We start from the raw sequence: 24679 nt of genomic DNA on the forward strand, positions 1-24679 counted from the left end.
TATTGATAAAACAAAGTACATATTATTTCTTTATATTTTGTTTGATCCCCATGGCAGATACCAAAAATACTAATGCTCGAGAGCAAGACCTTGCAGCATCTGCTGCATCACAAACAATTGTTGTTAAGTTGGGTACCAGTGTTCTTACTGGCGGTACGCTGAAGTTAGATCGCGCCCATATGGTTGAGCTTGTCCGTCAATGTGCGATGCTTCGTCGTCAAGGACATAAAATTATTATTGTCACATCTGGTGCAATTGCAGCAGGACGTGAGCATTTAGGTTACCCCGAACTGCCCAAAACAATGGCGAGTAAGCAATTACTGGCTGCGGTTGGTCAAGGTCGCTTAATTCAAGAGTGGGAAACCTTATTTGGTATCTATGGGATCAATATTGGTCAAATGCTATTAACGCGTGCAGATTTAAACGATCGTGAACGTTATTTAAATGCGCGTGATATGTTAGTCGCCTTACTGGATAACGGCATTGTTCCTGTTGTAAATGAAAATGATGCGGTAGCGACAACAGAAATTAAAGTGGGTGATAACGATAATTTATCCGCACTTGTCGGTATTTTAGGCGGCGCAGATAAATTATTACTGATGACCGATCAGCCTGGTTTATTCACTGCCGATCCACGTAATAATCCTGACGCAGAGCTCATCCGCGAAGTACATACTATTGATGAAACATTGCGTAAATTAGCGGGGGGGACTGTTGGTGGTCTAGGTACTGGCGGTATGGCAACAAAACTACAGGCCGCAGATGTGGCTCGTCGAGCTGGTATAGAAGTGATCATTGCTGCTGGTCGTCGCCCTGATGTAATTATTGATTTAGCGAAAGGTAAATCTGTAGGTACGCGTTTCTTACCACTGGAATCACCATTAGAAAGCCGTAAGCGTTGGATTTTAGCTGGGCCACCTCCTGCGGGTGACATTGTTATTGATGATGGCGCTGTCATTGCTGTGCAACAACGTGGGAGTAGTTTACTTGCGAAAGGGATCACCACGGTAAAAGGTGATTTTGAACGCGGTGAAGTTGTGCGTATTTTTGATAAACAAAATAACCTATTAGCACGTGGTATTTGCCGCTACTCGAGTGTAGATATGGCAAAAATTGCAGGAAAGCATAGCCAAGAAATCCACCTTGTGTTGGGTTACGAACATGGTCACGTGGCTATCCATCGTGATGATATGGTAGTTATTTAAAAACGACATGTATGTATAAATACAGATAAGTATTGGCATCACGACAAGGATTAATAGAGGAATTATTGTGAATCTGGAATTAATGGGACAAGCGGCACAACAGGCTGCTTTCGAGTTAGCAACAACGGCAACTGCTATTAAAAATAATGCCTTAGCGATTATTGCTGATGAATTAGAAAGTAATAAAGACATTATCTTAGCAGCGAACAAACAAGATATTGATGCCGCACTTGAATCAGGTATGTCTGATGCATTAGTTGATCGCCTATTACTAAATGAATCACGTTTAGCGGGTATCGCAAATGATGTGCGTAATGTGATTAATCTTAATGATCCTGTTGGTGCAGAGCTTGATAGCCGCGTACTTGAAAATGGCATGCGTTTAAGCCGTCGTCGTGTTCCATTAGGTGTTGTTGGTGTAATTTATGAAGCGCGTCCGAATGTTACGATTGATATTGCTGCACTATGCCTAAAAACAGGTAACGCCAGCATTCTTCGTGGTGGTCGTGAGACATTCCATTCCAATATGGCACTGGTAAAAGTGATTCAAGTGGCATTGGAAAAAGCAGGACTACCAGCCGCTTCTGTACAGTACATAGAGCAACCCGAACGTGAACTTGTTTCACAATTGCTCAAGCTTGATCAATACGTGGATATGATCATTCCTCGTGGTGGTGCGGGTTTACATAAAATGTGTAAAGAAAACAGCACTATTCCTGTGATAATCGGCGGTTTTGGTATTAGCCATATTTATGTTGATGAAAGTGCTGATCTTACTCGTTCTTTAGATGTGGTTGAAAATGCCAAAGTACAGCGTCCATCAGCCTGTAATGCGTTAGATACCTTATTGGTAAATGAGAAAGTAGCAGAAGCTTTCTTATCACGTTTAGTTGAGCGTATGAATAAAGCCAAGGTCGAGTTGGTTGCTGATGAAGCAGCCTATAATTTACTTGAAGGTAAAGCGGCTTCACTGCGTAAGATAGTAGAAGGTGACTTTGATACTGAATGGTTAAGTTACACCTTAGGTATTAAGGTAGTAAACGATGTGGATGAAGCAATTTTCCATATGCGTAAGCACAATGCGAGCCATTCAGATTCAATCTTAACCAATAACCTGCAGTCGGCAGAACGTTTTGTTAATGCGGCAGGCTCTGCTGCTGTTTATGTGAATGCGTCTACGCGTTTTACTGACGGTGCACAATTTGGTTTAGGTGCTGAAGTTGCTGTATCTACTCAGAAACTGCATGCTCGTGGTCCAATGGGTTTAGAAGAGCTGACGAGTTATAAGTGGGTTGGTGTTGCTGATTACTTAAGTCGTGCTTAATCGTTAAATAAAATGTAAAAAGCTGCCAGCGAGTAATCACTAATTGGCAGCTTTTTTTTGTCTTATTCTTTGTTGTCTTCTTTATCTTGAGATACAGGATCTTCTTTCTTACTGAGAGGGTGTTTGTCGTCAAACAGTTTGTTCTTTTTCTGCATCCCAATCTTCATATAAGCTGTATATTTTAGCGCTGCAATGTTGCTAGCTATGACGGCAACAATAATAAAAGAGATCACCCAGGGGTTAAAAAGCCATTCCATATTAGCCTCACTTTAGTGATAAAGAGTATTTTCAGGATAACACTTTTATCTAACACTTAGCTCATATATTCGTCATTCATGGTAATAAAAAAGCAGCCACATATTTCACTTTTTAAGTAAAAATATGTTAGCTGCTTTGAGTATTGAATGTGTTTGTGATTACAGTGCTTTTTCTAATACTTTTTGGTACATGTCGGTTAGCTTTTCAAGATCAGCGACTTTTACACACTCATTCACTTTGTGAATGGTGGCATTTACAGGGCCTAACTCAACCACTTGCGCACCGGTACGAGCGATAAATCGACCATCCGATGTACCACCGGTAGTAAGAAGTTCAGGTTGCTGGTGGTTAACTTCTTCAATCGCGGCAACAACCGCTTCGACTAGCGTACCTTTATCGGTAAGGAATGGATGACCACTTAATGTCCATTTTAAGTCGTAATCTAAACCATGGGCATCTAATACTGAATGTACACGGCGCTTTATTTCTACATCCGTTAATTCGGTACTAAAGCGGAAGTTAAATTGTACTTCAAACTCTCCAGGGATCACATTTGATGCGCCCGTGCCTGCTGCAACATTCGGGATCTGGAAACTGGTTGGTGGAAAATATGCATTGCCGTTATCCCATGTGGTGGCTGCAAGCTCAGCGAGAGCTGGTAATGCTTTATGAATGGGATTATTGGCCAGGTGTGGATAGGCAACGTGTCCTTGAATACCTTTTACGGTTAAATCACCGGTAATTGAGCCACGACGTCCGTTTTTTACAACGTCTCCAACGTGGTGAGTACTTGAAGGTTCACCGACAATACACATATCGATTTTTTCGTTACGGGCTTCAAGGGTATCAACTACACGGGTTGTACCATTGATAAATGGCCCTTCTTCATCCGAGGTAATGAGCAGGGCAATAGAGCCTTTGTGATCAGGGTTTTCTGCGATGAAACGCTCAATGGCAACAACCATACATGCTAGAGAGCCTTTCATATCAGCGGCACCACGGCCGTGAAGGTAGCCATCGATAATCGTAGGTTCAAACGGTGGCGTGTGCCATTGCTCTACTGGACCAGAAGGCACCACATCGGTGTGACCGGCGAAAACAAACAATGGAGCTTGAGTACCACGACGAGCCCAAAGATTAGTGGTATCTTCAAATACCATGGTTTCGATAATAAAGCCTAATTGCTCAAGACGAGCGATCATTACATCTTGGCAGCCTGCATCTTCAGGGGTAACCGATGGGCGACTCATTAAATCTTTAGCAAGCGCAATAACTGGGCTATCAGACATCCTTGTATCCTTGTTATTGTTGATGGAAAATTTCTTGGTATTGAGCAGGTTTAAAACCTAAGTAGTACGCATCATTGTGTACTAATAGCGGACGCTTGATCATTGCTGGTTGCTCTAACATTAGGGCTAAGGCATTGTCGCGATTTAAGCTATTTTTTTGCTCATCAGTCAGTTGACGATAAGTCGTTCCACGTTTATTAAGCATGGCTTCCCAGCCTAGTGCTTTTTCAAACGTTTCGAGTTGAGCGCGATCTAAGCCATCAACACGGTAATCATGGAAAGTGTATTCAATATTTTCTGCTTCTAACCACTTTTTCATTTTCTTGATAGTGTCGCAGTTTTTGATGCCGTAGGCTGTAGTACTCATAAAAGATCTGACTTGATTATATTTTAATGGATAGTCTTTTATAACGAGATTACACAATGACCGCAAGTGTTGTTGTTTATGAGGTGTTGTAAGAGGTTGCAAACGGTATTGTTAACAAAAACAATAATACTTTTTTATTTTTTATATTTAATAGAAGTAAAGATAAAGCTGGCTTGATCAAACTCAACATAAATATTTTCCACTGCTTAATAATAGTGGAATACTTTATGGAGGCCTCAATGGAACTGAATCCGGTTTTTGCCCGTCGACTTTATTTAGCGTTGTTAGTAGAACATACAGAGAGACCTAATGTCCCTCGTTTGGTTGAGCAAACAGGCTGGCCGCGTCGAACTATTCAAGATGTATTAAAAGCGCTACCTAGCATTGGTATTGAGCTTGCTTTTATTCAAGATGGACGTCGTCATAATGATGGTTATTATACGCTGAGTGATTGGGGACCCTTTGATTTGGAATGGGTCAAAGAAAAAGAACCCTACTTATTAGCGGCGTTATCCTAAAAATTAAAACGCATAAGACGTCAGGTGTTATGCGTTTTTTAATCGGACATTTATTGGCCTTGGGCTTCAAGGTATAAAATAGTGGCGGCCGAACGGGATTTTACTTGTAGCTTTTTGAGTAAACTTTTCATATGTACTTTAACCGTCGCTTCTGAGATAAAGAGTTGTTCGGCTATTACGGTTGTAAGCATATGGTTGCTGTCATTAGGTAAAGATAAGAAAATTAGCGAATAGGCCAATATTCGGTATAAAGAAATAATAAGCCGTCCTTTTAGTACGCTAGTGCGTTATAGAAAGGCTTTTGTTGTTTTTTCGTGGGGTATTACGCTTCCATTGGCAGTATCCAATCGCAAACAACACCCCCCAAGCAAGGTAAAGCGGCAGCCATTCAAACATAAAATAAGCGATAGAGAAGGACTGACTTTCGTTTGTGGTGATTTCAAAAAAATGCAAACCAAGAATAACGCTCAGTCCTAATAGCGTGAAGAGCTTAAACGTTTTCTTATCCATGATAGTTAATCCTGTTTCGAATGATATTAGAAATATACATGCAAATGAGAATTATTATCAAATTATTTTTTATTGTTTAATCAGTTCTTGTTTTATTAGTTGGTTACGGAATGCTTCAACTCGCTTCCTATTCACACCAAAATCAGAATATCCAACCCGTGATGCAGAGCGTACTTGTAACTGCTCTGCTTTTTTTTCGACTTCAAAGTCATCAATAAACCGAAAAACTTTGCTGGTGGCTTCGATATGAAGATAGTGATCAGATTGATCTGCTATTTTTGCACCAGGTAACTGGAGTGCCACCTGTTTTATTTCTTCCCAACTATGCTCACCTTTCGCCGTTAAAAGAAAAGGCTTAACGCTAAATTGTTCACGCTTTTCAATTGTTGAGACACAATTGGGCTTATTTTCACAAAGCTGATTTATCGAACGCGTCCATGATGTTGTCTTTGTATCGCTACAGCCTGTGAGGAAGAGTAACAGCAATAGCGTAAAGCGAAGTAACACGATGTATATCCTTTTTTATAATCGCGGAAGGAGTAGATAAGTGATAAACCCTAACCATGAGGCAATTAAAAGCCCCCAAGCGAGCTTGCTCTGCTGGTAGATGACAGTTGTATCCGTTATGACTTCTGAAGCGTTGTTAGCATCGTTAGAGGCCTTATTACGTGAAACCTTTTTTTTCAGTTTGTCTTGCTCACGAGCCTTGGCTTTTTGCTGCTTTTTATATTGCTCTATACCTTTTTGGATTCCTTGTGCAATCAGTCGAGTTTGCTCTTTTGTTTGCCCTGCTTTTTGTGTGGCTTTTGCGACGCGTATAGCTTCAGCTTGTATTTCTGGTGAAGGGGCAGATTGTTTTCTACTCGCCATGGTGCAGCTCCCTGAAAATAACATTTAAGCGTAGATTATATCCCATAAATAAGAGAGTTGATGTCCTAGCAATAAAATAGAAAGAAAAGCTGATGAACTATCTTACTGATTGTGTAGGAAATTTTCAGAAATGGGTAAAAGGTTTGTTAATGGTGTTTTTAATGTGTAACTTTATGTTTTTTAAGTATTTAACTATACCTTTTTCTGTCTGTGATCTATGTTTAAAAAACAGTGTTTTTGTTTTTTTTAGATCAAAAAGTGTGACGATAGCGGCAATATAAAAAATGGAAAAGTGCGGTTCAGCACAAAACTTTATCCTTATTGTTCAAAATTTAAATGAATAGATTAGAGTCGTTTGTGAACCATAGAGATGTTTATTAAGCTCTGATCTGAATTTCATTGGATACCTATTTGAGGGAAACGGCTTGTTATATCCGATAGATGCTTATGATCAGCATGGACAATTAAAAATTAATACCATGTTGTGGTTCGTCTTGTTATTTAACGCCAAAGCTTGGCTAGTGTTTATTATGGCGGGGGTTAGCCGTACTCAAGGCGGTGAATTACTTGAGCTTATTTACCCAATAAGAGATGTTTTATACATAGGTATGGCAATAGGTAGTCCCGCAATATTATTGATGTGGCTATCAGGTCAGCGAAATAAGAATAATAAATTAATACATTTTCTGTGGCGGCAAGGGAAAAGAGTGTTACTTGCTGCGTATAGTTTTGATTTTCTAATGCAAATATATCATTTGGTTATCAGTCATGGTGAGTTTAGCTGGATACGGGCAACTACATTACTGTTAACTGCATGGCTTGGGTTGTACCTTCTAAGAAGCTCTCGAGTTAAAGATATATTTGCAGACTAGCCTGTAAAGGGGAACTGTAATGAATGATTTAAGTCGAGGACAATTGCTGTTAAGCATGTTACTGAGCCCATTAGCGATGGCTGATTGGTTGCTTGATGTTAGCTTTGAATTGAGTAGTTACTGTCATTCGAAGCATACAGTGAATACCTCATTATCATTACTGCCAGGTGAAGAAACGATATTTTTTAATGGCTTAAGTCAAAGCCAACATAACTTGTGCCGTGAAGTGGTGGGTCGTGCTCAACTACTTGACGTTTCGCCAGATGAAGTAAAAATTGCTTTTCAGATCCAAGAACGATTAGATGATGGTGGTTGGCGTACTATTTTAGCTAAAACCTTGTCTACTGGACTTAATATGCCAATATTATTTGAAAGTGAAAATACTGACTTAGAAGAGCGCGTTAAACTCCAAATTGAAATAATGACGGCATAATGTATTAATATCGCTAATTGATCTTTTTCTTCTTCAATAACGCCTTCTTTTTAGAAGGCGTTTTTGTATAAAGTAGGTATCAAAATGCCCAATTTCGTAGGGAAAAGAGTAAAACCTTCTACTAATGCATTAAGATCAAGTGATTTACGACTTTATATAGTTATAATTACTTTTCATTTTTGACTAAACATCCTGTTAGGAGAAGACACCTATGAGTATTGCCCAACCAGCAATCGTTCCAGATCGTGGCGCCTTTGCCCTTTATGTGGTGATGAATGTTGTTGGTAATAAGCAAAATGTTATTGCTCAATGCCAGTCAATTCATCAGTTACTTGCGGATCTTAATACTGATCAGCAAGACGCAAAGTTACATGCAAGTGTTGCCTTCGGTAAGGCATTTTGGGAGTCTTTAGGTCAACAAAGCCCTGCTGAATTAACAGAGTTCCGTCAGTTAGGTGAAGGTGAGACTATTGCACCAGCAACAGGTGGTGATGTCTTACTGCATATCCATTCTAATCGTCATGATCTTAACTTTTACGCATTTCGCGTTTTCTTAGAAAAACTGTCTCAAGACGTCGAAGTGTTAGATGAAACGTATGGTTTCCAATACCTTGATCACCGTGACATGACAGATTTCATTGACGGCACAGAGAATCCACAAACAGCGGAAGATCGTGCTAACGTGGGTGTAATTGCTGAAGGTGAGTTTGCTGGTGGTAGTTATGTAATGTTGCAGCGTTATATTCATAACCTACCAGCATGGCATCGTCTAAACGTAAAAGCACAAGAAAAAGTGATTGGTAGAACGAAACCAGATTCTATTGAACTAGAAGATGTGCCAGCTGCGTCACACGTTGGTCGCGTTGATATTAAGGAAGATGGTAAAGGCTTAAAGATTCTGCGTCACAGCTTACCATATGGCTCTGTAACATCAGATCATGGCTTACTATTCATTGCTTACTGTCATCGTCAGCATCACTTTGATGCACAGCTTGAAAGTATGTTTGGTGAAACAGATGGTAAAACAGACCAAATGTTACGTTTCTCAAAACCTGTTACTGGAGCTTATTTCTTTGCTCCATCGATGGCGATGTTAAACAGCCTTTAATCTCTAAAAAAAGTTGATATAAGCATGCGATGAACAATGTTTTAGCATGCTTTTTTAATGTTCAGATAAACAAAAAGCGCTACCGAAGTAGCGCTTTTTTATCAGCTATAGAACTTAGCTTATTTCTTAACGCGTAGTACTGGTGTTTCACCAACGTTTACAGCGCCAGAAAGCTTAGTTAGCTCTTTGATCTCGTCCATGTTAGAGATAACAACTGGAGTCAGAGTTGACTTCGCTTTCTCTTCTAGTAGTGCAAGATCGAATTCGATGATAGTGTCGCCAACTTTAACAGTTTGGCCTTCTTCAGCGATGCGAGTAAAACCTTCGCCTTTAAGTTCAACAGTATCAATACCGAAGTGAACGAAAAGTTCGATGCCATCGTCAGACTCAATAGAGAAAGCGTGGTTCGTTTCAAAGATCTTACCAATAGTACCGTTTACTGGTGCAACCATTTTGTTGCCAGCTGGTTTGATAGCAATACCGTCACCAACAATTTTCTCAGCAAATACTACATCTGGCACATCTTCGATGTTAACGATTTCGCCAGAAAGTGGTGCGATGATTTCAATTGCACCAGCTTCACTGCTGTCGTCAGAAACCAGTTTCTTCAATTTGTCAAACAGACCCATATCGATGCTCCTAAGCGTTGTTATATTATCTGCAGCTATATTAGCAGATGGTCTTTTCTGCGATGAATTTTTCTACGTGCTCTTCGATTTCAGCAGCCGTTGGTAGAGTTAATGCATACTCTGCCATTGCTTTTACATCAGCAAAGTTAGCGTTACGGATAACTTTCTTGATGCGAGGGATAGAAATCGCACTCATACTGAATTCGTCAAGACCCATACCTAAAAGAAGTAGGGTAGCACGTTCGTCGCCGGCAAGCTCACCACACATACCTGTCCACTTACCTTCAACGTGAGAAGCATCAATAACTTGCTTGATCACAGTAAGTACAGCAGGCGATAGTGGGTTGTAAAGGTGAGAGATTAGCTCATTACCACGGTCAACTGCTAGAGTATACTGGGTTAAGTCGTTGGTACCAATACTAAAGAAAGAAACTTCTTTCGCTAAGTGGTGTGCAATTGCTGCAGCAGCTGGTGTTTCAACCATCACACCGATCTCGATGTCAGCGTCAAAAGCTAAACCTTCAGCTGTTAATTCAACTTTAAACTCTTCAATTGCAGCTTTAAGTGTGCGTACTTCTTCAACCGAAATAATCATCGGGAACATGATACGGATCTTACCGTGTGCAGATGCACGAAGAATAGCACGGAACTGATCACGTAAAATTTCACGACGGTCAAGGCTGATACGGATTGCACGCCAACCCAAGAATGGGTTCATTTCTTTTGGTAGATCTAGGTATGGAAGATCTTTATCACCACCGATATCCATAGTACGGATAATCACTGGTTCACCGTGCATTGCTTCTGCAACTTCTTTGTACGCTTGGTATTGCTCTTCTTCTGTCGGTAGAGAATCGCGATCCATGAACAAGAATTCAGTACGGTATAAACCTACACCTTCACCACCATTACGGTTTACGCCGTCACAGTCTTTTACTGTACCTACGTTACCGCAAACTTCTACCTGTTTACCATCAAGCGTGATTGCAGGAAGATCTTTTAGCTTCGCTAGTTCTTCTTGCTCTGCTTTGTGCGCGTCGCTGATAGCTTTAAATTTGTTTAATTCATCATCCGTTGGATTGATTACAACCTGATTATTGATTGCATCAAGTACTAGCATATCGCCAGATTTAACTTTTGATGTGATATCGTTTGTACCAACAATCGCTGGAATCTCAAGAGAGCGTGCCATGATTGAAGTGTGTGATGTGCGACCACCGATATCAGTGATAAAACCACGAACATAATCAAGGTTAATCTGTGCTGTTTCAGACGGTGTAAGATCGTTAGCAACAAGGATAACTTCTTCGCTGATAGCACTTAGGTTGATTACGTTAATGCCTAATGCGTTCTTAACAAAACGGCTACCGATATCGCGGATATCACTTGCACGTTCTTTTAAGTACTCGTCATCTAAAGACTCAAGTGTTTGTGCTTGCTCTTCGATAACAGAGTGGATTGCAAAGTCAGCAGATATTTTGTCTTTAATAAGGGCTATGATTTCTTCTTCAAGCTCCTCATCTTCAAGCAACATGATGTGACCTTCAAAGATCGCTTCCTTTTCTTCACCAAAAGTGACACGTGCTTTTTCTTTGATTACTTCTAGCTGCTCAGACGATTTCTTTCGTGCGTCGAAGAAACGTTGAATTTCGTTATCGATTTGGTCTGCAGAGATTGGTGCTTTGTTTAGAACAATCTCTTCTTCTTGCAGGAGTAGTGCTTTAGCAAAAGCAATACCTGGAGATGCCAAGATACCTGAAATCATAGCCTTACCTTAAATTAACTAAAAAACTGAAAACCCGTTTGTATATAAACGTAGCTTAGATTTCGCGGAACATTGCAACTGGTGAACCGTCGTGATCTTCTTTCAGTTGAATTAGAGCATCAACAGCTTCTTGAGCTTGAGCGCCTTCACCAGCGATAGTGATTTGTGCACCTTTAATTAAGCCAAGAGTTTGAAGCTTGAATAGGCTTTTTGCACTAGCGCTTTTGCCATTAGCAGTTACAGTCACATCTGCATCAAATGATTTTGCTTCTTTAACGAACTGAGCCGCTGGACGAGTGTGTAGACCATTTGGTGCTGTGATTTCAACTTGCTTCTGATACATAATTCACCCCGATAGATATAGTATTTTATTTAATAATTACTTAATTTATGACAAGCATAATATAGATATCTTGCTCGTGCTGCTGCAGTATAAACTACCTAATAGCATAATGTCTTAGCTTTAATCCAAGTCAAAGTTTTATCAGAAACTTGCTTGCTAGCGATTAAAGTGCATTTTAGCTCCTTTATTTCGGAGCTAAAAATAAAGCGTGCGAGATTTATATTAAAGCTCAGTTCAAAATGCAACAAAAAAGCCCACAAAGGGGCTTTTTTCATAGCGATATACCTATTAAAAATTATAAAGTGTGATCACTGTTGTGTTTCTTTTTCTGTGAAAATGCCTGCAAATAGTGCAGTCGATAGGTAACGTTCACCTGAGCTAGGCAGTATTACTACAATGTTTTTATCTGAAAATTCTGGGCGAGCTGCAATGTTATTTGCAGCAACAACTGCAGCTCCTGATGAAATACCAGCAAGAATACCTTCTTCATCCATTAGGCGACGCGCCATTTCAATTGCGTCATCTGAGCTTACTTTTTGAACTTCATCAATTAATGATAAATCTAAGTTACCAGGAATAAAGCCAGCACCAATACCTTGAATTTTGTGTGGAGCGGGTTGAACCGTGTCACCATTTAATGTTTGGGTAATTACTGGTGATTCTAGTGGCTCAACTGCAATTGTAGTAATTGCTTTGCCTTTTTGCTGTTTAATAAAACGGCTAACACCTGTAAGTGTACCACCTGTACCAACGCCTGAGACAAATACATCAACTTCACCATCTGTTGCATCCCAAATTTCAGGACCTGTGGTTTTTTCATGGATCTCAGGGTTTGCTGGGTTATTAAACTGCTGTAGCAGTAGGTATTTACTTGGATCTGAATTTACAATTTCTTCTGCTTTATCAATTGCGCCCTTCATGCCTTTAGGCGCTTCAGTTAGTACAAGATTTGCACCTAACGCTTTTAATAGCTTACGACGTTCAAGGCTCATGCTCTCAGGCATAGTTAATGTTAGTTTATAACCACGTGCAGCAGCAACAAAAGCAAGTGCAACACCAGTATTACCACTTGTTGGCTCTACAAGTTCCACACCTTCTTTTAAAAGGCCTTTTTTCTCAGCATCCCAAATCATGTTAGCGCCAATACGACATTTAACACTAAAGCTTGGGTTACGAGCTTCTACTTTAGCTAACACTTTACCGTTACTTACACGGTTAAGACGTACTAGTGGAGTATTACCAATAGTTAGTGAGTTATCTTCATAAATCTTGCTCATGCTTCGTTCCTTCGTGACACGTTAAAAGTAATATAAATTAAGAATATACTGGATAAGTTATTTGAAAAGTAATTAATGGTTATATCTTATTGTTATCAACGTGTGAATTATATTGAACTAAAGATATATAGTGGGATGAAAAGCGTCAAGTGACTAATTTACAAATATGTTTTACTCAAATAGCTATAAACAATGGTGTTTGCAGCAAGTTTGGTGGAAAAGAAAAGAGCACTAGAATAAGTGCTCTTTGATGAATATTTATTGTTGATTCTAATAGCGTTTGAATTGTTCGCGGTAATGATCAACCCACATTGCTGTCGCGCCACAAACGGCTACAGGCATGACAAGTAAGTTAATAATTGGGGTCATAGTGAAAAACATGACAACAGCACCAAAGCTTAACGCTTGCCCACGATGTTCTTTAAGTGCATCTCGCATATCAATAAATGGCACTTTGTGGTTATCAAATGGGTAATCAACATATTGAATTGTCATCATCCAAGCACTAAATAAAAACCATAAAATAGGACCAAGCGTTTGCCCGATGGCAGGGATCCACATAAGGATCAATAAGCCGACCGCTTTGGGTAAGTAATACTTCAATTTGGTCCACTCTCTGCCCATGGTACGAGGTAGATCTTTAATTAGCGCTTTAAAACTATCATCAGGTGGATTTTTACCTGTGAGTTTAGCTTCTAAATATTCAGCTAGTAGTCCATTAAATGGTGCTGCAATCCAGTTAGCAATGGTACTGAAGAAATAAGAAAACGTGACTAATGCAGCAATAGCAAGTAACGGCCATAACACATAAGATAGCCATTCAAGCCAGCTAGGCAGGTAACTTAACCAACCATCAATCCAGCCATTCAACTGAGTAAGTAAGGTTGCAAATGCGCCACCTAATAATAGGATATTGATAAGTAATGGGATGATTACAAAACGACGCGTTCCTGGTTGAGTGACCAGTTGTAACCCTTTAAAAAAGTATCCAGCGCCGCTGGTTGTTGATTTTATGGCATGCAGTTGCGACATGTGGTTTCCTTAATCGGATCTCTCAAATTTATTTTGATGAGGGATGATAGAGAGACTATATAAGAGTATGTTAACGGGCTATATAGGATGGAATCAAATGAAAATATGGTTGTCACAGTTTTGACAAACCATTAAATCTCATCATTCATAATGAAAAATGATGTAAAAGTGTACAAAACTCACGTTGTAAAGACTATCTTGACTGAATAGCGATATTCAACTTCTCATTATCATTTGAGTTTTGGTACAGTAAGTCATCGGCAAGAAATTCTAGCTAGAGATTTTGTCTGCCTAGTTGATTTTTTACTATTATTAACCCCGTCTAGGGATAACGAGTTAATTTCAGAGTATTCGTATGCAGGAATTGCGTCTAGTTCTTATTATTGTTGGTGCGCTTGCGATCACAGCGCTTCTTTTTCATGGTCTATGGACAAGTCGAAAAGAAAAACCGGCCAAGTTTGGTGAAAAGCCAGTAAGTAAAATCGATGAAACGGCACTTGATGTTCAAGGTGACGTTGAAGAGAGTGTCAGTGAAGCGCGTGTTATAAGTAAGCCACAGGAAGTGGTTGAAAAGACAAAACCAACAAAGCGCAAAGAGCCAGGTTTTAGTTTTGGTGAACGCCCACAACAAGATCCATTATTAGGTAATGTCTCGGCTGATGATGGTGATGATGATCTCCCTAAAATGTCAGCAACAGATAATGATGATGTACTAGCTAAAGTAACAACTGTTCAACCACAAGCTACGACAGTTGAACAACCTCAGCAAGTATCACCACAAACATCTGCGCAGCCAGCACAACCTGTAAATGTTCAACAATCGGCTGTTCAACCTAATAGCGCTCCTGTTGAGCCTGCTATACAGCCTCAGGTTGCGGCAACTATTAATTCAGCAACTGTAGCACCTGTTGTGGAAACGCAAACGCTAGTGACTGAATCTATAGTAGAGCCTGAAATCATTCAGCAACCACAGCAGCCAGTATATACTCCAGTTCAAGAAACTGTTCAGCAAGCTGTAGCGGCCGAGCCTGTCGTTCAGCAAACACAGTCGGCTGTTGTCGAAACTCCTGTGATTGAGCCTGAAATTATTGAAAAACCGATTGAAAAATCTACTGTTGAGCCTCAAGCACAATTTGTTCCTGCTGAAGAGCTAGCACAAGTTGAAGTAGCAACGCCTGTTGTTGAAGAAGAGGTTGTACAAGCTACTGAGCCTTCTGTTCAAACCAAGCAAGAACCAAGTGTAACTTTCATGCCAGAGCCAGAGCCAGAGCCAGAGCCAGAGCCATTACCACCAACTTATATATCGCTATGTGTTCATGCGCGCAGCGGTAAGATTTTACGTGGACCGTCACTGTTTGCATGTTTAGAGCGTCATGGTTTAATTTTTGGTGAGAATTCAGTGTTCCATCGTCATGCTGATTTAGCTGGCACGGAACCCGTTATTTTCTCAGTAACTAACTTGCTCAATCCAGGATCTTTCCCTGAAACTAACTACCAACATTTTGAAACACCAGGTATCGGCTTTTTCTTAATGTTGCCTTGTTACGGTAAAGCAGCAAGTAACTTTAACTTAATGCTACAAACAGCACAGCAAATTGCTGATGAGTTAAATGCAGATGTTCTCGATCAAGATCGTGTAATGATCACGCCAAATCGTATTACGCAATATCGAGAAAAATCAGTGAAATATAATAATGCTTAATCTTTGAAAAGATGAAGTCATTAATGAGCAGGCTCCTATAAGGGGCCTGTTTTTTTATTTAAATTTAGGCAACCGTCTCAATCGTTGTATTATCGATAGGCGTTGTTTTGGCAGAAATTATCAAGATTTGTCAGGTAGAAAAAAATGAGTATTGACCTTCAGCAACAATTATTAACGCTACGACAGCAACTCGATTACCACGGTCATCGTTATTACGTTGAAGATAATCCAGAAATCCCTGATGCTGAATATGATCGTATGATGCAGCAACTACTAAAGATCGAAGCTGATCATCCTGAATGGGTAACGGTTGATTCTCCAAGCCAGCGTGTTGGTGGTGCTGCGTTAGAGGGGTTTACTCAAGTTAAACATGAGATCGCGATGCTTTCGTTAGACAATGCGTTTAATGATGATGATTTACGTGCATTTCAAAAACGTTTACAAGATCGCTTGCGTTCAGGAGCAACACTTAGTTACTGCTGTGAGCCTAAATTAGACGGTCTTGCTGTGAGCTTAATGTATGAAAATGGGGTGTTAGTGCAGGCTGCAACCCGTGGTGATGGCGCAACAGGTGAAAATATCATTCATAATGTGCGTACTATTCGCGCTATTCCCTTAAAGCTTCAAGGTGACGATTGGCCTGAACGATTAGAAGTTCGCGGTGAAGTCTTTATGCCTAAAAAAGGGTTTGAAGCATTAAATGCCAAAGCGCTTAAAAAAGGTGATAAGGCATTTGCAAACCCACGAAATGCAGCTGCTGGCAGCTTACGTCAGCTAGATCCTAAAATTACCGCAACGCGCCCATTAAGCTTTTATGCCTATGCTGTCGGTGTTGTCGATGGACGTGAACTTGCCAATACGCAATATGAACGCCTGTGTCAGTTAAAAGCATGGGGGCTTCCAATGTGCCCAGAAATTCGCAAAGTTGACAGTATTGAAGATGTGATTAGTTACCATCAAAGCATCGGTGAAAAACGCCAATCACTAGGCTATGAAATTGATGGTGTGGTGATTAAGGTTGATGATGTTGATACACAGCAGCAACTTGGCTTTGTTGCTCGAGCACCTCGTTGGGCAATTGCTTATAAATTCCCAGCCCAAGAAGAGATGACAATTCTAAACAATGTCGAGTTTCAGGTTGGGCGTACTGGTGCAATTACACCTGTTGCTAAGCTTGAGCCTGTTTTTGTAGGCGGTGTAACAGTCAGTAACGCGACACTACATAATGCCGATGAAGTGGCGCGTTTAGGCGTAATGATTGGCGATACCGTTATTATTCGTCGTGCTGGTGATGTCATTCCACAAATCGCTTCAGTGGTTGAGTCTCGTCGACCTGAAAATGCACAAGCGATTGTATTTCCAACAGAGTGCCCGGTTTGTCAGTCAAAGGTTGAACGTATTGAAGGCGAAGCCGTCGCACGTTGTACTGGCGGACTCTTCTGTCAAGCACAGCGAAAAGAAGCTTTAAAACACTTCGTATCACGTAAAGCATTAGATGTTGATGGTTGTGGCGAAAAGGTGATTGAGCAACTGGTTGATCGTGAAATGGTAACTACACCTGCTGATTTGTTTAAATTTAGTGCAGGAGAGGTGACGGTACTTGAGCGAATGGGACCTAAATCAGCTCAAAAATTGGTTGATGCGCTGAATGCTTCAAAACTGACAACATTACCTCGTTTTATTTATTCATTAGGTATTCGTGAAGTAGGTGAAGCTACTGCCGCTAATCTAGCGAATTATTTTGAGACATTAGAATCAATTGGCCAAGCAACGAAAGAGCAGTTAATTGAAGTGCCGGATGTGGGCGATATTGTTGCTGCGCATATCTTTAATTTCTTTCGTGAAGAGCACAACATGGTCGTTGTGAAAGAGTTACAAGAAGTTGGGATACATTGGCCTGAAATTGAAAAACGTGATGAGGATGTCGAATTACCGCTTGATGGAAAAGTGGTTGTACTAACAGGATCTTTATCTCAATTAACTCGCTCTGATGCGAAAGCTGCGTTACAAAAATTAGGTGCAAAAGTCACAGGCAGTGTTTCGAAGAAAACTGATTTATTAGTGGCAGGTGAAGCAGCGGGTTCTAAATTAACGAAAGCACAAGAGCTAGGTATTGAGATCTGGGATGAACAAAAGCTCGTTGATCTGATGGCTTAATACCTTTTTATCGGTTTGATAAATCTTGTTACAAAAAAAGTCGCTCCATTTTGGGCGGCTTTTTTTTATGAATTAAATGAAATAGTGTATATAACTGTGTGATCAATACAGGTAATCACTGTTATTTTATTAACAGTAAATAATAATGTTAATTATTTGTTTCTAAAAAAATACAGGTATATCAATAATAAAAAAAACTCGATCAGGGTCACAGATATCTGCTAGGTTAATCATAACTGTTTGTTTTTATTGTATTTTATTTTGTTGTCGGAAACATTTGAACTGGATCACTATAGGCCGGAAACTTTGCACTGAATCAAATTTTTAACACAAGAAAGTAAGTTCTTATTGATGTTTTGCGCTGCGAAAGTAGTCTTAATAGCGAAGTTACATAAAGTTCAATTTCGAACGAAAAAATATGAATTGGTCGAATTGATTCGGCTAACATATGGGAGATTTACTTGTAGCCTTCGGCGGCCAACCTTTCAGGTTACAGGTAAACAGCTTATATCTTTTAGGAGTTATTCCATGGAATCAAAGTTTTTTAAAGTTTCTGCTTTAACAGCAGCAATGTTAGGCGCAGTAGCAACGCCAGCAATGGCAACGGAAGACAGTGCAGCTGGCCCTGGGTATGTAGAACAAGTTAATGAGTTCCTTGAAGGTTCAACACTAGCTGGTGTTGCTGTTGTTGATACACGTTCACGTACTCGTTCAACTGGTGCTCCTGGCGGTAAAGATGGTGATGTGTGGAGCCGTCTAAACTACTCTTCTTACAACCTTATTTTAGATTTCACTTCTGGCTACCACAATGGTTGGTTAGGTGCTGATGTTGCTGGTTACCTCTCTGGTGATCTATACAACGATAGCCAAATGAACGGTGATACTGGTGAGTACCTTTGTAACGAAATTTCTGCTTGTAATAACTTAGACTGGGGTGCTGGTGAAGGCGGTCCTGTTAAAATTACCAAAGCAGCACTTAAATTTAAAGCTGGCGAAAACGTAGACGGTCGTTTCGGTTTTACTCAAGCGAATGGTAACGGTGTTTTAGGTAACGTTTGGTCTTTCGTACCAGGTACATATCGTGGTGCTGAACTTAACGCAAACATTGGTAACTTCAAAGCAACGTACTTCATTGCAGATCAGTTTACAGCTCCATGGCTATTAAGCGAGAACGATTACGCTCCTGCTCTTTGGGCTGATACTACTTGGGGAATTGCACACTCTCTAGGTTTACAAGGTAATGCAACTGATGATTTATTCCTTCAGTTTGGTATTGGTCAGGTAACTGATGTTCAATATGTTGATACTGTTGACTGGGGTGCAGGTAAAGTAACTGGTTATCAAAATAAAGTTGATACAACAGGTTATAAAGTTTACGCGAAATACAATATTAACGACACAATGTCTGTTGCATACGACTTCTACGGCGTAAATGATGATGCTCAGTATGATGGTCTTGGTTACACCACTGGTTTAGCATTTAACGCAAGCTTTGGTCAGTTCTCATGGATGACTAATCTTAACTACGCTAAGAGTGATAACGATCGTGATGTTAACCCACGTATGATTTACACATACGGTATGACTAACGGTACTTACTCACTATGGTGGGATGCACTATCTGATTGGAACAAATCTGGTGAAGTTTCTATCTACAACCGTCTATCATTTGACCAAGGTAATGGTTGGAACTACTACCTAGGCTTTGGTTACGGTTCTGGCGGTAAGTCAGCGGCTGAAGGTGCTAAAGGCGATTGGGATTACAAGAGCGAGTACGCTGTTAACGGTACAGTATCTTACTCTGTTCAAAGTGGCGCACTTAAAGGTTCAACAGTACGTCTACACGGTACAGTGCTAGAGCGTGACGAGTTTGAAGGTGCAGCATCTGCTGATGAAACAGATCTACGTTTCCAAGTTATCATTCCTTACACTTTCTAATGTAACTGAAAGTTAAAGAATAGTTTAAAGACCCACTTTTTAGTGGGTCTTTTGGTTTGTATTAAAAATAAGATAGATATAGTTTTTCATTTTCCTATATTTAATAAGTCGTAGGTAACTGAGAGGCTGTAATGAAAAAATTGTTAATTACATGTGGGCTGACTATTTTATTGGGACTTGCATCATCGACTGTTTATGCTGACGGGACAAATGGATATAACGGAATGGGTGGAGCGGGTGGTTATGGTCAAACCGCTTGTGTTTTACCAAATAGTGATCTCGTTTTTGTACCTTGGTTTGTTTGTAAGGCCAAAAATGGTAAAACAAATGATTTTTAATTAAAAAAGAGAATGGATTCTCTTAACTCTTATTAACAATTACTTATTCTAAATAATCATTGTCTACAGATTATTGTAGATTTACCCCACAGTGCTAAAATACTCCTCATTAGATAAGACACAGTAGTCCTTACTGTGTGGTCCTTCATTCATAAGGTAATTTCAATGACGGTTAAAACTCGTTTTGCACCAAGTCCAACTGGCTTTTTGCACGTAGGCGGTGCTCGTACTGCACTTTACTCATGGTTATACGCTAAACATATGGGCGGCGAGTTTGTACTTCGTATTGAAGATACGGATCTAGAGCGTTCAACTCAAGAAGCTATCGACGCGATTATGGAAGGTATGGAGTGGTTAGAGCTTAACTGGGATGAAGGTCCTTACTACCAAACTAAGCGTTTTGATCGTTACAACGAAGTGGTTGATCAACTGTTAGCAGAAGACAAAGCGTACAAGTGTTACTGCCCGAAAGAGCTTCTTGACGAAATTCGTGAAGAGCAAATGGCGGCTGGCATTAAACCTCGCTACGATGCAAACAACCCTAAAATTGTTGCAGCTAATGCCGCAGCAACAGAAGATTCACCATTCTGTATTCGCTTCCGTAACCCTAAAGAAGGAACGGTAGTTTTTGATGATAAAATCCGTGGTCACATCGAAATTGCGAACAGTGAGCTTGATGATCTTATCATTCGTCGTACAGATGGTAGCCCAACGTATAATTTCTGTGTGGTTATCGATGACTGGGATATGGGAATTACTCAAGTTGTTCGCGGTGAAGACCACATTAACAATACGCCTCGTCAAATTAATATCTATAAAGCACTAGGTGCACCAGTACCTGAGTTTGCACATTGTGCAATGATTCTAGGTGATGATGGCGCGAAATTATCTAAGCGTCATGGCGCTGTAGGTGTAATGCAATACCGTGATGATGGTTACCTGCCACAAGCACTACTGAACTACTTAGTTCGTCTAGGTTGGTCTCATGGTGATCAAGAGATTTTCTCACTACAAGAGATGATTGATCTATTTAGCCTAGAGTCAGTAAGTAAGTCAGCATCTGCATTTAATACTGACAAGCTATTATGGCTAAACAACCATTACATCAAAACAGCTGAGCCTGAATATGTTGCTAAGTACCTACAATGGCACTTAGATCAGAAAGAAATTTCTATTGAAAATGGTCCAGCTATTACAGATGTGATCACGCTAGTGGGTGAGCGTTGTAATACATTGATCGAACTTGCAGAACAATCTCGTTACTTCTACCAAGACTTTAGCGAATTTGAAGCTAGTGCGGCGAAAAAACACTTACGTCCTGTTGCTAAAGAAGCGTTAGCGCTTGCACTTGCTAAAGTTGAAGCACTTGATGAATGGACAACAGAAAATCTTCATGCCGTTATTGCACAAGTGTGTGAAGAACTTGAGCTAGGTATGGGTAAAGTGGGTATGCCTCTACGTGTAGCTGTTACAGGTCAAGGTCAGTCACCTTCTGTTGATGCTGTTATGCAGCTTATTGGTAAAGAGCGTGTTGTAGCTCGTATCAAAATGGCATTAGCATTTATTGCAGAGCGTGAAGCAAACGCATAAGCTTGTTAAACATTAAATAAAGAACGGAGCATTAATGCTCCGTTTTTTATATCTGATAATTAGAATCTTGCGTTCACAATTGGGAAAACAGGAAGATCTTTACTGACGAAAGTACCCGAACGGTCGAAGTTGATTAAACCTATTTGAATTCCTTTATTGATATGATTTGTTGCGTTCATAAAGCCTAATTGAAGTCCATTTAAACTACCTGCATAATTAAAGAGTCCCAATTGCGCTCCTGTAAAATTACTTGCTGTGTAGTTTACTAGGCCGACATCAGCCCCTTTTGCTGTTCCGCCATTAAAGTTTGCTAAACCTAATTCAAATCCTTTCATACTTGTACGGGTGCGGTTTGCACCATAGAACAAACCAAGGTTAATACCTGTAAAGTTGTCAATATCAGAAAGACCAAGAACGGAAAAATTTAACCCTTTCACATTGTGGCTTCGACCATAAAGTGCACTTACTCGAACACCTGATACATCACCAGCTGGCAAGTTAATTGTTGGAATAGAAAGTTGTACTGGAGTATCAGCGTAAACGGATGGAGCACAAATTGCTGTTGCGAGTAAAAGAGAGGTCAGTTTAAGCTTCATGAAAATAATCCTTAAGGTTAGTCGTTACCATTAAAGATATTTAAGCGCACTTTATTACAAGAGGTGTCAATGATAAGTAAATGATATAGGACGTGATTCTTTATGGTTGTTAGGTTATATTTGAGTTAATTCACAAATATAATTATATCTTTGTAGTTATGTTGACACTGATGTAGTGAGATTTTATTGTATTCTTGCCTTGGGGCTATAGCTCAGCTGGGAGAGCGCTTCGCTGGCAGCGAAGAGGTCAGCGGTTCGATCCCGCTTAGCTCCACCAAATTTTAAACCTCGCCTTGTGCGAGGTTTTTTTATAGCTAAATTTATTCATTTAAAAGAAAGCCTCGCACAATGGCGAGGCTCTTTATAGTTTTAGCGAAATCTTAGAATCGCGCATTTACAATAGGGAATACAGGTAGGCTCTTACTGACGAAAGTACCAGACTTATCATAGTTAATAAGGCCGATCTGAATACCTTTATTAATATGATCGGTTGCGTTAACTAAGCCAAACTGTAGACCATTTAGTGTTCCTGCGTAGTTAAACGTACCGAACTGTGCACCTGTAAAGTTGCCTGCAGTATAGTTTACAGCACCAAAATCAGCACCTTTAGCATTACCGTCATTCCAGTTCGCAAGACCAAATTCAAGACCCGTCATCATCGAACGAGTACGGTTCACACCAAATGCTAGGCCAAAGTTTAGACCTTTGAATGTATCAATATCTGAAAGACCTAATAATGAGAAGTTTACACCTGTTACGGAAGCGGTATGCCCATATAAAGCATTTAAGCGAACACCTGTAACGTTACCTGCTGGTAGGTTTACGGCAGGTACTGAAAGCTGAACCGGTGTATTAGCCATAGCTGCTGCAGGGGCAAGAAGAGCGGCAGATACAATAAGAGATGCTAATTTCATTTTCATAATAATGTCCTAAACAAACACATAACATGAGAGTTATGAAGTGCAGGCAGTATAAACACAAAGCAATAAAAAACAATGTTCAAATATTGTAACGTTATGTTTCAAATATTAAGTTAAATAAATCTATTTTATTGATTTAAAACAGTAAAATTACTTTTGTGTGATGATTTTTGTGGCTGCTTATTAGCTAGAGAAATAAGGTTAATAACAACTGATAAAGCACATTAATTAAAGAATAGCTGTTAATAATATTAAATTATGCGATATGAAGTTATCAATACAGAATCTATATTGTATTGTTACGACACTAAATTGTGTGGAAATGAAAAAGCTTAGCAATAAAAAACTGCTAAGCCTTTGAAAAATATGGCGCTCCCTACTGGAGTCGAACCAGTGGCCTTCCCCTTAGGAGGGGGACGCTCTATCCATCTGAGCTAAGGAAGCATTTGAGTATTATACGGTATATTTTTAAAAATATAAGGGAATACTCTTAACGTCGTGTCTGCTTGGTTAGTAAATCACCAGGTTGAATGCTTGCTGCTAATTCTGGTTGATTAACAATAAGTTCTGCTGACTTTTCATAAACGCGATCAACGGTTAAGCTAATTTTTGTATTAACCATTCGATTCCGCGGTATACCTTTTTGATCAATAAACCCTGCGCTATGCCAAAGTTTTAATTTATCACCTTGTTTCACACCATGAACACGACCAACGTTCATTTGCGCGACATTATTATGGATGTTGATGACTTCTGGGAGGCTTGCTCGGCAAGAGAGCGCACTTTCAATATCGAGCATCATATTTTGACTGATCCGTTGAATGCTCTGTCCATAAGGTGAAACCCAAAAACGTGCTGATTTGGTATCTACATGGCTTGAGCGAGAGAAAGGCCATAAACCAATTTCACGGTAGCTATTTTGGTAGATGATCTCGCCTGTTTTACCGTCCATTATTTCCAGTGAAACCGCAAACTGGCGATTGACTTGATCTTTTTTTCTCGATTTTTCATCAAGTGTGGCGGTCAGATCTGTTATTTCACCACCAATTAAATATTGCGCATCGTGATCCTCAGCCAGCATAGTCATTGCTGATGCTTGGGTTGCACTGAAAGGGACGGTTGTTTTACCAGTAACAATAAAGCTTTGTGAACGTTTTTGAATTTGCTTTCCGAGCATTGAAGCGAAATCAGTGCCTATTTTATAAACGCTACCCATGGCAGCTTGTTGTGGCTCAGCAATTGAAAAACTGCCTAATAGAATGCCTTTTTTATACTGGGTCTTGTGGCAACTTTTTGCCGATGGGTAAATATCGACACGGCTGGTGACATACATTTTGCCGCCTGCTTTTTTTTGTTCAAGAACCGTTACGTTACGGATTTCATTACCACTAAAACGGTATTGCTGTTTAGGCTCTGCAAAATAAGGTTTTAATGACGGCAGTGTTGCGATTTCACCGCCCGCATGCTTCATCGCTTGATATACCGCATCTTCTAGTGCATTAACACGTGCTGTTTCTTCACTTTCTAAAATGACCGCTTCACCTGTTACCTCAACCCATTGGGCTGAGCTATAACATGAAAAAAACAAACAAAGTGCACTTAAGCTGCGTAAAAAATTTTTATTCATAAAAGCCCATT

Annotated in this window: 25 protein-coding genes, 2 tRNA genes and 1 pseudogene; 12 read left to right on the top strand and 16 right to left on the bottom strand. The window is 40.0% G+C overall.

What is annotated here, in order from left to right; genetic code table 11:
• Positions 1-50: 50 nt before the first annotated feature.
• Positions 51-1205, top strand: coding sequence for a glutamate 5-kinase (gene proB / locus CTN01_RS00805; RefSeq protein WP_045148015.1), 1155 nt, complete (start codon positions 51-53; stop codon positions 1203-1205).
• Positions 1206-1287: 82 nt separating this feature from the next.
• Positions 1288-2529 (top strand): glutamate-5-semialdehyde dehydrogenase, encoded by a 1242-nt coding sequence (locus tag CTN01_RS00810; RefSeq protein ID WP_045148016.1) that lies wholly within the window; start codon positions 1288-1290, stop codon positions 2527-2529.
• A gap of 62 nt (positions 2530-2591) precedes the next feature.
• On the opposite strand, the gene CTN01_RS00815 is transcribed toward CTN01_RS00810, so the two are convergent.
• The 3 genes from CTN01_RS00815 to CTN01_RS00825 all read right to left on the bottom strand — a co-directional run bounded on the left by CTN01_RS00815 (position 2592) and on the right by CTN01_RS00825 (position 4443).
• Positions 2592-2786: a DUF2897 family protein gene (locus CTN01_RS00815; RefSeq protein WP_005370160.1), complete on the bottom strand. Its 195-nt coding sequence runs from the start codon at positions 2784-2786 to the stop codon at positions 2592-2594.
• A 159-nt stretch (positions 2787-2945) separates the two neighbouring features.
• Complete coding sequence (gene dapE / locus CTN01_RS00820; RefSeq protein ID WP_005370162.1) at positions 2946-4076, bottom strand: succinyl-diaminopimelate desuccinylase; 1131 nt, start codon at positions 4074-4076, stop codon at positions 2946-2948.
• A gap of 13 nt (positions 4077-4089) precedes the next feature.
• Positions 4090-4443, bottom strand: a complete 354-nt coding sequence (locus CTN01_RS00825) for an ArsC family reductase (RefSeq protein ID WP_045148018.1) — start codon at positions 4441-4443, stop codon at positions 4090-4092.
• A gap of 239 nt (positions 4444-4682) precedes the next feature.
• Here CTN01_RS00825 and CTN01_RS00830 point away from each other — a divergent pair, with 239 nt between their 5' ends.
• Positions 4683-4961 carry a winged helix-turn-helix domain-containing protein gene (locus CTN01_RS00830; protein ID WP_005370166.1) on the top strand — a complete coding sequence of 93 codons (279 nt, stop codon included), beginning with the start codon at positions 4683-4685 and terminating at the stop codon, positions 4959-4961.
• A 50-nt stretch (positions 4962-5011) separates the two neighbouring features.
• Here the strand turns inward: CTN01_RS00830 and CTN01_RS00835 are convergent.
• The 4 genes and pseudogenes from CTN01_RS00835 to CTN01_RS22900 all read right to left on the bottom strand — a co-directional run.
• Positions 5012-5137 (bottom strand): annotated as a pseudogene (locus CTN01_RS00835) (LuxR C-terminal-related transcriptional regulator); the annotation flags it as partial.
• Between the two features lie 103 nt (positions 5138-5240).
• The gene (locus CTN01_RS00840; RefSeq protein ID WP_045148019.1) at positions 5241-5471 is read right to left on the bottom strand and encodes a hypothetical protein; all 231 of its coding nucleotides are present in this window, start codon (positions 5469-5471) and stop codon (positions 5241-5243) included.
• A gap of 69 nt (positions 5472-5540) precedes the next feature.
• Entirely contained in the window at positions 5541-5978 is a 438-nt protein-coding gene (locus CTN01_RS22895) for a DUF1499 domain-containing protein (RefSeq protein ID WP_045148021.1), read from the bottom strand.
• Positions 5979-5993: 15 nt separating this feature from the next.
• Entirely contained in the window at positions 5994-6341 is a 348-nt protein-coding gene (locus CTN01_RS22900; RefSeq protein WP_045184057.1) for a DUF2956 domain-containing protein, read from the bottom strand.
• Between the two features lie 425 nt (positions 6342-6766).
• On the opposite strand from CTN01_RS22900, the gene CTN01_RS00850 reads away from it, so the two are divergent.
• The 3 genes from CTN01_RS00850 (at position 6767) to CTN01_RS00860 (ending at position 8754) form a co-directional block, all read left to right on the top strand.
• Positions 6767-7213, top strand: a complete 447-nt coding sequence (locus tag CTN01_RS00850; protein ID WP_045148022.1) for a DUF2919 domain-containing protein — start codon at positions 6767-6769, stop codon at positions 7211-7213.
• Between the two features lie 19 nt (positions 7214-7232).
• Positions 7233-7646, top strand: a complete 414-nt coding sequence (locus CTN01_RS00855) for a hypothetical protein (RefSeq protein ID WP_045148023.1) — start codon at positions 7233-7235, stop codon at positions 7644-7646.
• A 211-nt stretch (positions 7647-7857) separates the two neighbouring features.
• A complete protein-coding gene (locus CTN01_RS00860) occupies positions 7858-8754 on the top strand; it encodes a Dyp-type peroxidase (protein ID WP_045127321.1) in 897 nt (298 codons plus the stop codon).
• 119 nt (positions 8755-8873) lie between these two features.
• On the opposite strand, the gene crr is transcribed toward CTN01_RS00860, so the two are convergent.
• The 5 genes from crr to cysZ all read right to left on the bottom strand — a co-directional run bounded on the left by crr (position 8874) and on the right by cysZ (position 13800).
• Positions 8874-9383, bottom strand: a complete 510-nt coding sequence (gene crr / locus CTN01_RS00865) for a PTS glucose transporter subunit IIA (protein WP_005370195.1) — start codon at positions 9381-9383, stop codon at positions 8874-8876.
• Positions 9384-9423: 40 nt separating this feature from the next.
• Positions 9424-11148 (bottom strand): phosphoenolpyruvate-protein phosphotransferase PtsI, encoded by a 1725-nt coding sequence (gene ptsI / locus CTN01_RS00870; protein WP_045148025.1) that lies wholly within the window; start codon positions 11146-11148, stop codon positions 9424-9426.
• Between the two features lie 55 nt (positions 11149-11203).
• Positions 11204-11491 carry an HPr family phosphocarrier protein gene (locus CTN01_RS00875; RefSeq protein WP_005370199.1) on the bottom strand — a complete coding sequence of 96 codons (288 nt, stop codon included), beginning with the start codon at positions 11489-11491 and terminating at the stop codon, positions 11204-11206.
• Between the two features lie 308 nt (positions 11492-11799).
• Positions 11800-12768, bottom strand: a complete 969-nt coding sequence (gene cysK, locus CTN01_RS00880) for a cysteine synthase A (RefSeq protein ID WP_045148026.1) — start codon at positions 12766-12768, stop codon at positions 11800-11802.
• A gap of 270 nt (positions 12769-13038) precedes the next feature.
• Positions 13039-13800 carry a sulfate transporter CysZ gene (gene cysZ / locus CTN01_RS00885; protein WP_045148028.1) on the bottom strand — a complete coding sequence of 254 codons (762 nt, stop codon included), beginning with the start codon at positions 13798-13800 and terminating at the stop codon, positions 13039-13041.
• Positions 13801-14155: 355 nt separating this feature from the next.
• Between cysZ and zipA the strand changes: the two genes are divergently transcribed.
• The 5 genes from zipA (at position 14156) to gltX (ending at position 21525) form a co-directional block, all read left to right on the top strand.
• The gene (gene zipA / locus CTN01_RS00890) at positions 14156-15502 is read left to right on the top strand and encodes a cell division protein ZipA (protein WP_045148030.1); all 1347 of its coding nucleotides are present in this window, start codon (positions 14156-14158) and stop codon (positions 15500-15502) included.
• Between the two features lie 144 nt (positions 15503-15646).
• Complete coding sequence (gene ligA / locus CTN01_RS00895) at positions 15647-17659, top strand: NAD-dependent DNA ligase LigA (protein ID WP_045148031.1); 2013 nt, start codon at positions 15647-15649, stop codon at positions 17657-17659.
• A 528-nt stretch (positions 17660-18187) separates the two neighbouring features.
• The gene (locus tag CTN01_RS00900; protein WP_045148033.1) at positions 18188-19597 is read left to right on the top strand and encodes an OprD family porin; all 1410 of its coding nucleotides are present in this window, start codon (positions 18188-18190) and stop codon (positions 19595-19597) included.
• A gap of 131 nt (positions 19598-19728) precedes the next feature.
• Positions 19729-19935, top strand: a complete 207-nt coding sequence (locus CTN01_RS00905; RefSeq protein WP_045148034.1) for a hypothetical protein — start codon at positions 19729-19731, stop codon at positions 19933-19935.
• A 165-nt stretch (positions 19936-20100) separates the two neighbouring features.
• Positions 20101-21525 carry a glutamate--tRNA ligase gene (gene gltX / locus CTN01_RS00910; RefSeq protein ID WP_107188420.1) on the top strand — a complete coding sequence of 475 codons (1425 nt, stop codon included), beginning with the start codon at positions 20101-20103 and terminating at the stop codon, positions 21523-21525.
• 59 nt (positions 21526-21584) lie between these two features.
• On the opposite strand, the gene CTN01_RS00915 is transcribed toward gltX, so the two are convergent.
• A complete protein-coding gene (locus tag CTN01_RS00915; protein ID WP_045082781.1) occupies positions 21585-22121 on the bottom strand; it encodes an LA_2272 family surface repeat-containing protein in 537 nt (178 codons plus the stop codon).
• A gap of 201 nt (positions 22122-22322) precedes the next feature.
• Here CTN01_RS00915 and CTN01_RS00920 point away from each other — a divergent pair.
• Positions 22323-22398, top strand: a tRNA-Ala gene (locus CTN01_RS00920).
• Between the two features lie 103 nt (positions 22399-22501).
• Here the strand turns inward: CTN01_RS00920 and CTN01_RS00925 are convergent.
• The 3 genes from CTN01_RS00925 to CTN01_RS00935 all read right to left on the bottom strand — a co-directional run bounded on the left by CTN01_RS00925 (position 22502) and on the right by CTN01_RS00935 (position 24668).
• A complete protein-coding gene (locus CTN01_RS00925) occupies positions 22502-23041 on the bottom strand; it encodes a hypothetical protein (protein WP_045148035.1) in 540 nt (179 codons plus the stop codon).
• Positions 23042-23408: 367 nt separating this feature from the next.
• A tRNA-Arg gene (locus CTN01_RS00930) sits at positions 23409-23485 on the bottom strand.
• Between the two features lie 46 nt (positions 23486-23531).
• A complete protein-coding gene (locus CTN01_RS00935; protein WP_045148037.1) occupies positions 23532-24668 on the bottom strand; it encodes a flagellar assembly protein FlgT in 1137 nt (378 codons plus the stop codon).
• Between the last annotated feature and the right edge of the window lie 11 nt (positions 24669-24679).

The organism is Photobacterium angustum (assembly GCF_003026365.1).
In the GTDB taxonomy this organism is placed as follows: Bacteria; Pseudomonadota; Gammaproteobacteria; order Enterobacterales; family Vibrionaceae; genus Photobacterium; species Photobacterium angustum.

Excerpts from the sequence above, each read along its gene's own strand:
- proB (WP_045148015.1), top strand. The coding sequence starts at position 51 with ATGGCAGATACCAAAAATACTAATGCTCGAGAGCAAGACCTTGCAGCA.
- CTN01_RS00810 (WP_045148016.1), top strand. The coding sequence starts at position 1,288 with ATGGGACAAGCGGCACAACAGGCTGCTTTCGAGTTAGCAACAACGGCA.
- CTN01_RS00815 (WP_005370160.1), bottom strand. The coding sequence starts at position 2,786 with ATGGAATGGCTTTTTAACCCCTGGGTGATCTCTTTTATTATTGTTGCC.
- dapE (WP_005370162.1), bottom strand. The coding sequence starts at position 4,076 with ATGTCTGATAGCCCAGTTATTGCGCTTGCTAAAGATTTAATGAGTCGC.
- CTN01_RS00825 (WP_045148018.1), bottom strand. The coding sequence starts at position 4,443 with ATGAGTACTACAGCCTACGGCATCAAAAACTGCGACACTATCAAGAAA.
- CTN01_RS00830 (WP_005370166.1), top strand. The coding sequence starts at position 4,683 with ATGGAACTGAATCCGGTTTTTGCCCGTCGACTTTATTTAGCGTTGTTA.
- CTN01_RS00840 (WP_045148019.1), bottom strand. The coding sequence starts at position 5,471 with ATGGATAAGAAAACGTTTAAGCTCTTCACGCTATTAGGACTGAGCGTT.
- CTN01_RS22900 (WP_045184057.1), bottom strand. The coding sequence starts at position 6,341 with ATGGCGAGTAGAAAACAATCTGCCCCTTCACCAGAAATACAAGCTGAA.
- CTN01_RS00855 (WP_045148023.1), top strand. The coding sequence starts at position 7,233 with ATGAATGATTTAAGTCGAGGACAATTGCTGTTAAGCATGTTACTGAGC.
- CTN01_RS00860 (WP_045127321.1), top strand. The coding sequence starts at position 7,858 with ATGAGTATTGCCCAACCAGCAATCGTTCCAGATCGTGGCGCCTTTGCC.
- crr (WP_005370195.1), bottom strand. The coding sequence starts at position 9,383 with ATGGGTCTGTTTGACAAATTGAAGAAACTGGTTTCTGACGACAGCAGT.
- ptsI (WP_045148025.1), bottom strand. The coding sequence starts at position 11,148 with ATGATTTCAGGTATCTTGGCATCTCCAGGTATTGCTTTTGCTAAAGCA.
- CTN01_RS00875 (WP_005370199.1), bottom strand. The coding sequence starts at position 11,491 with ATGTATCAGAAGCAAGTTGAAATCACAGCACCAAATGGTCTACACACT.
- cysK (WP_045148026.1), bottom strand. The coding sequence starts at position 12,768 with ATGAGCAAGATTTATGAAGATAACTCACTAACTATTGGTAATACTCCA.
- cysZ (WP_045148028.1), bottom strand. The coding sequence starts at position 13,800 with ATGTCGCAACTGCATGCCATAAAATCAACAACCAGCGGCGCTGGATAC.
- zipA (WP_045148030.1), top strand. The coding sequence starts at position 14,156 with ATGCAGGAATTGCGTCTAGTTCTTATTATTGTTGGTGCGCTTGCGATC.
- ligA (WP_045148031.1), top strand. The coding sequence starts at position 15,647 with ATGAGTATTGACCTTCAGCAACAATTATTAACGCTACGACAGCAACTC.
- CTN01_RS00900 (WP_045148033.1), top strand. The coding sequence starts at position 18,188 with ATGGAATCAAAGTTTTTTAAAGTTTCTGCTTTAACAGCAGCAATGTTA.
- CTN01_RS00905 (WP_045148034.1), top strand. The coding sequence starts at position 19,729 with ATGAAAAAATTGTTAATTACATGTGGGCTGACTATTTTATTGGGACTT.
- gltX (WP_107188420.1), top strand. The coding sequence starts at position 20,101 with ATGACGGTTAAAACTCGTTTTGCACCAAGTCCAACTGGCTTTTTGCAC.
- CTN01_RS00915 (WP_045082781.1), bottom strand. The coding sequence starts at position 22,121 with ATGAAGCTTAAACTGACCTCTCTTTTACTCGCAACAGCAATTTGTGCT.
- CTN01_RS00925 (WP_045148035.1), bottom strand. The coding sequence starts at position 23,041 with ATGAAAATGAAATTAGCATCTCTTATTGTATCTGCCGCTCTTCTTGCC.
- CTN01_RS00935 (WP_045148037.1), bottom strand. The coding sequence starts at position 24,668 with ATGAATAAAAATTTTTTACGCAGCTTAAGTGCACTTTGTTTGTTTTTT.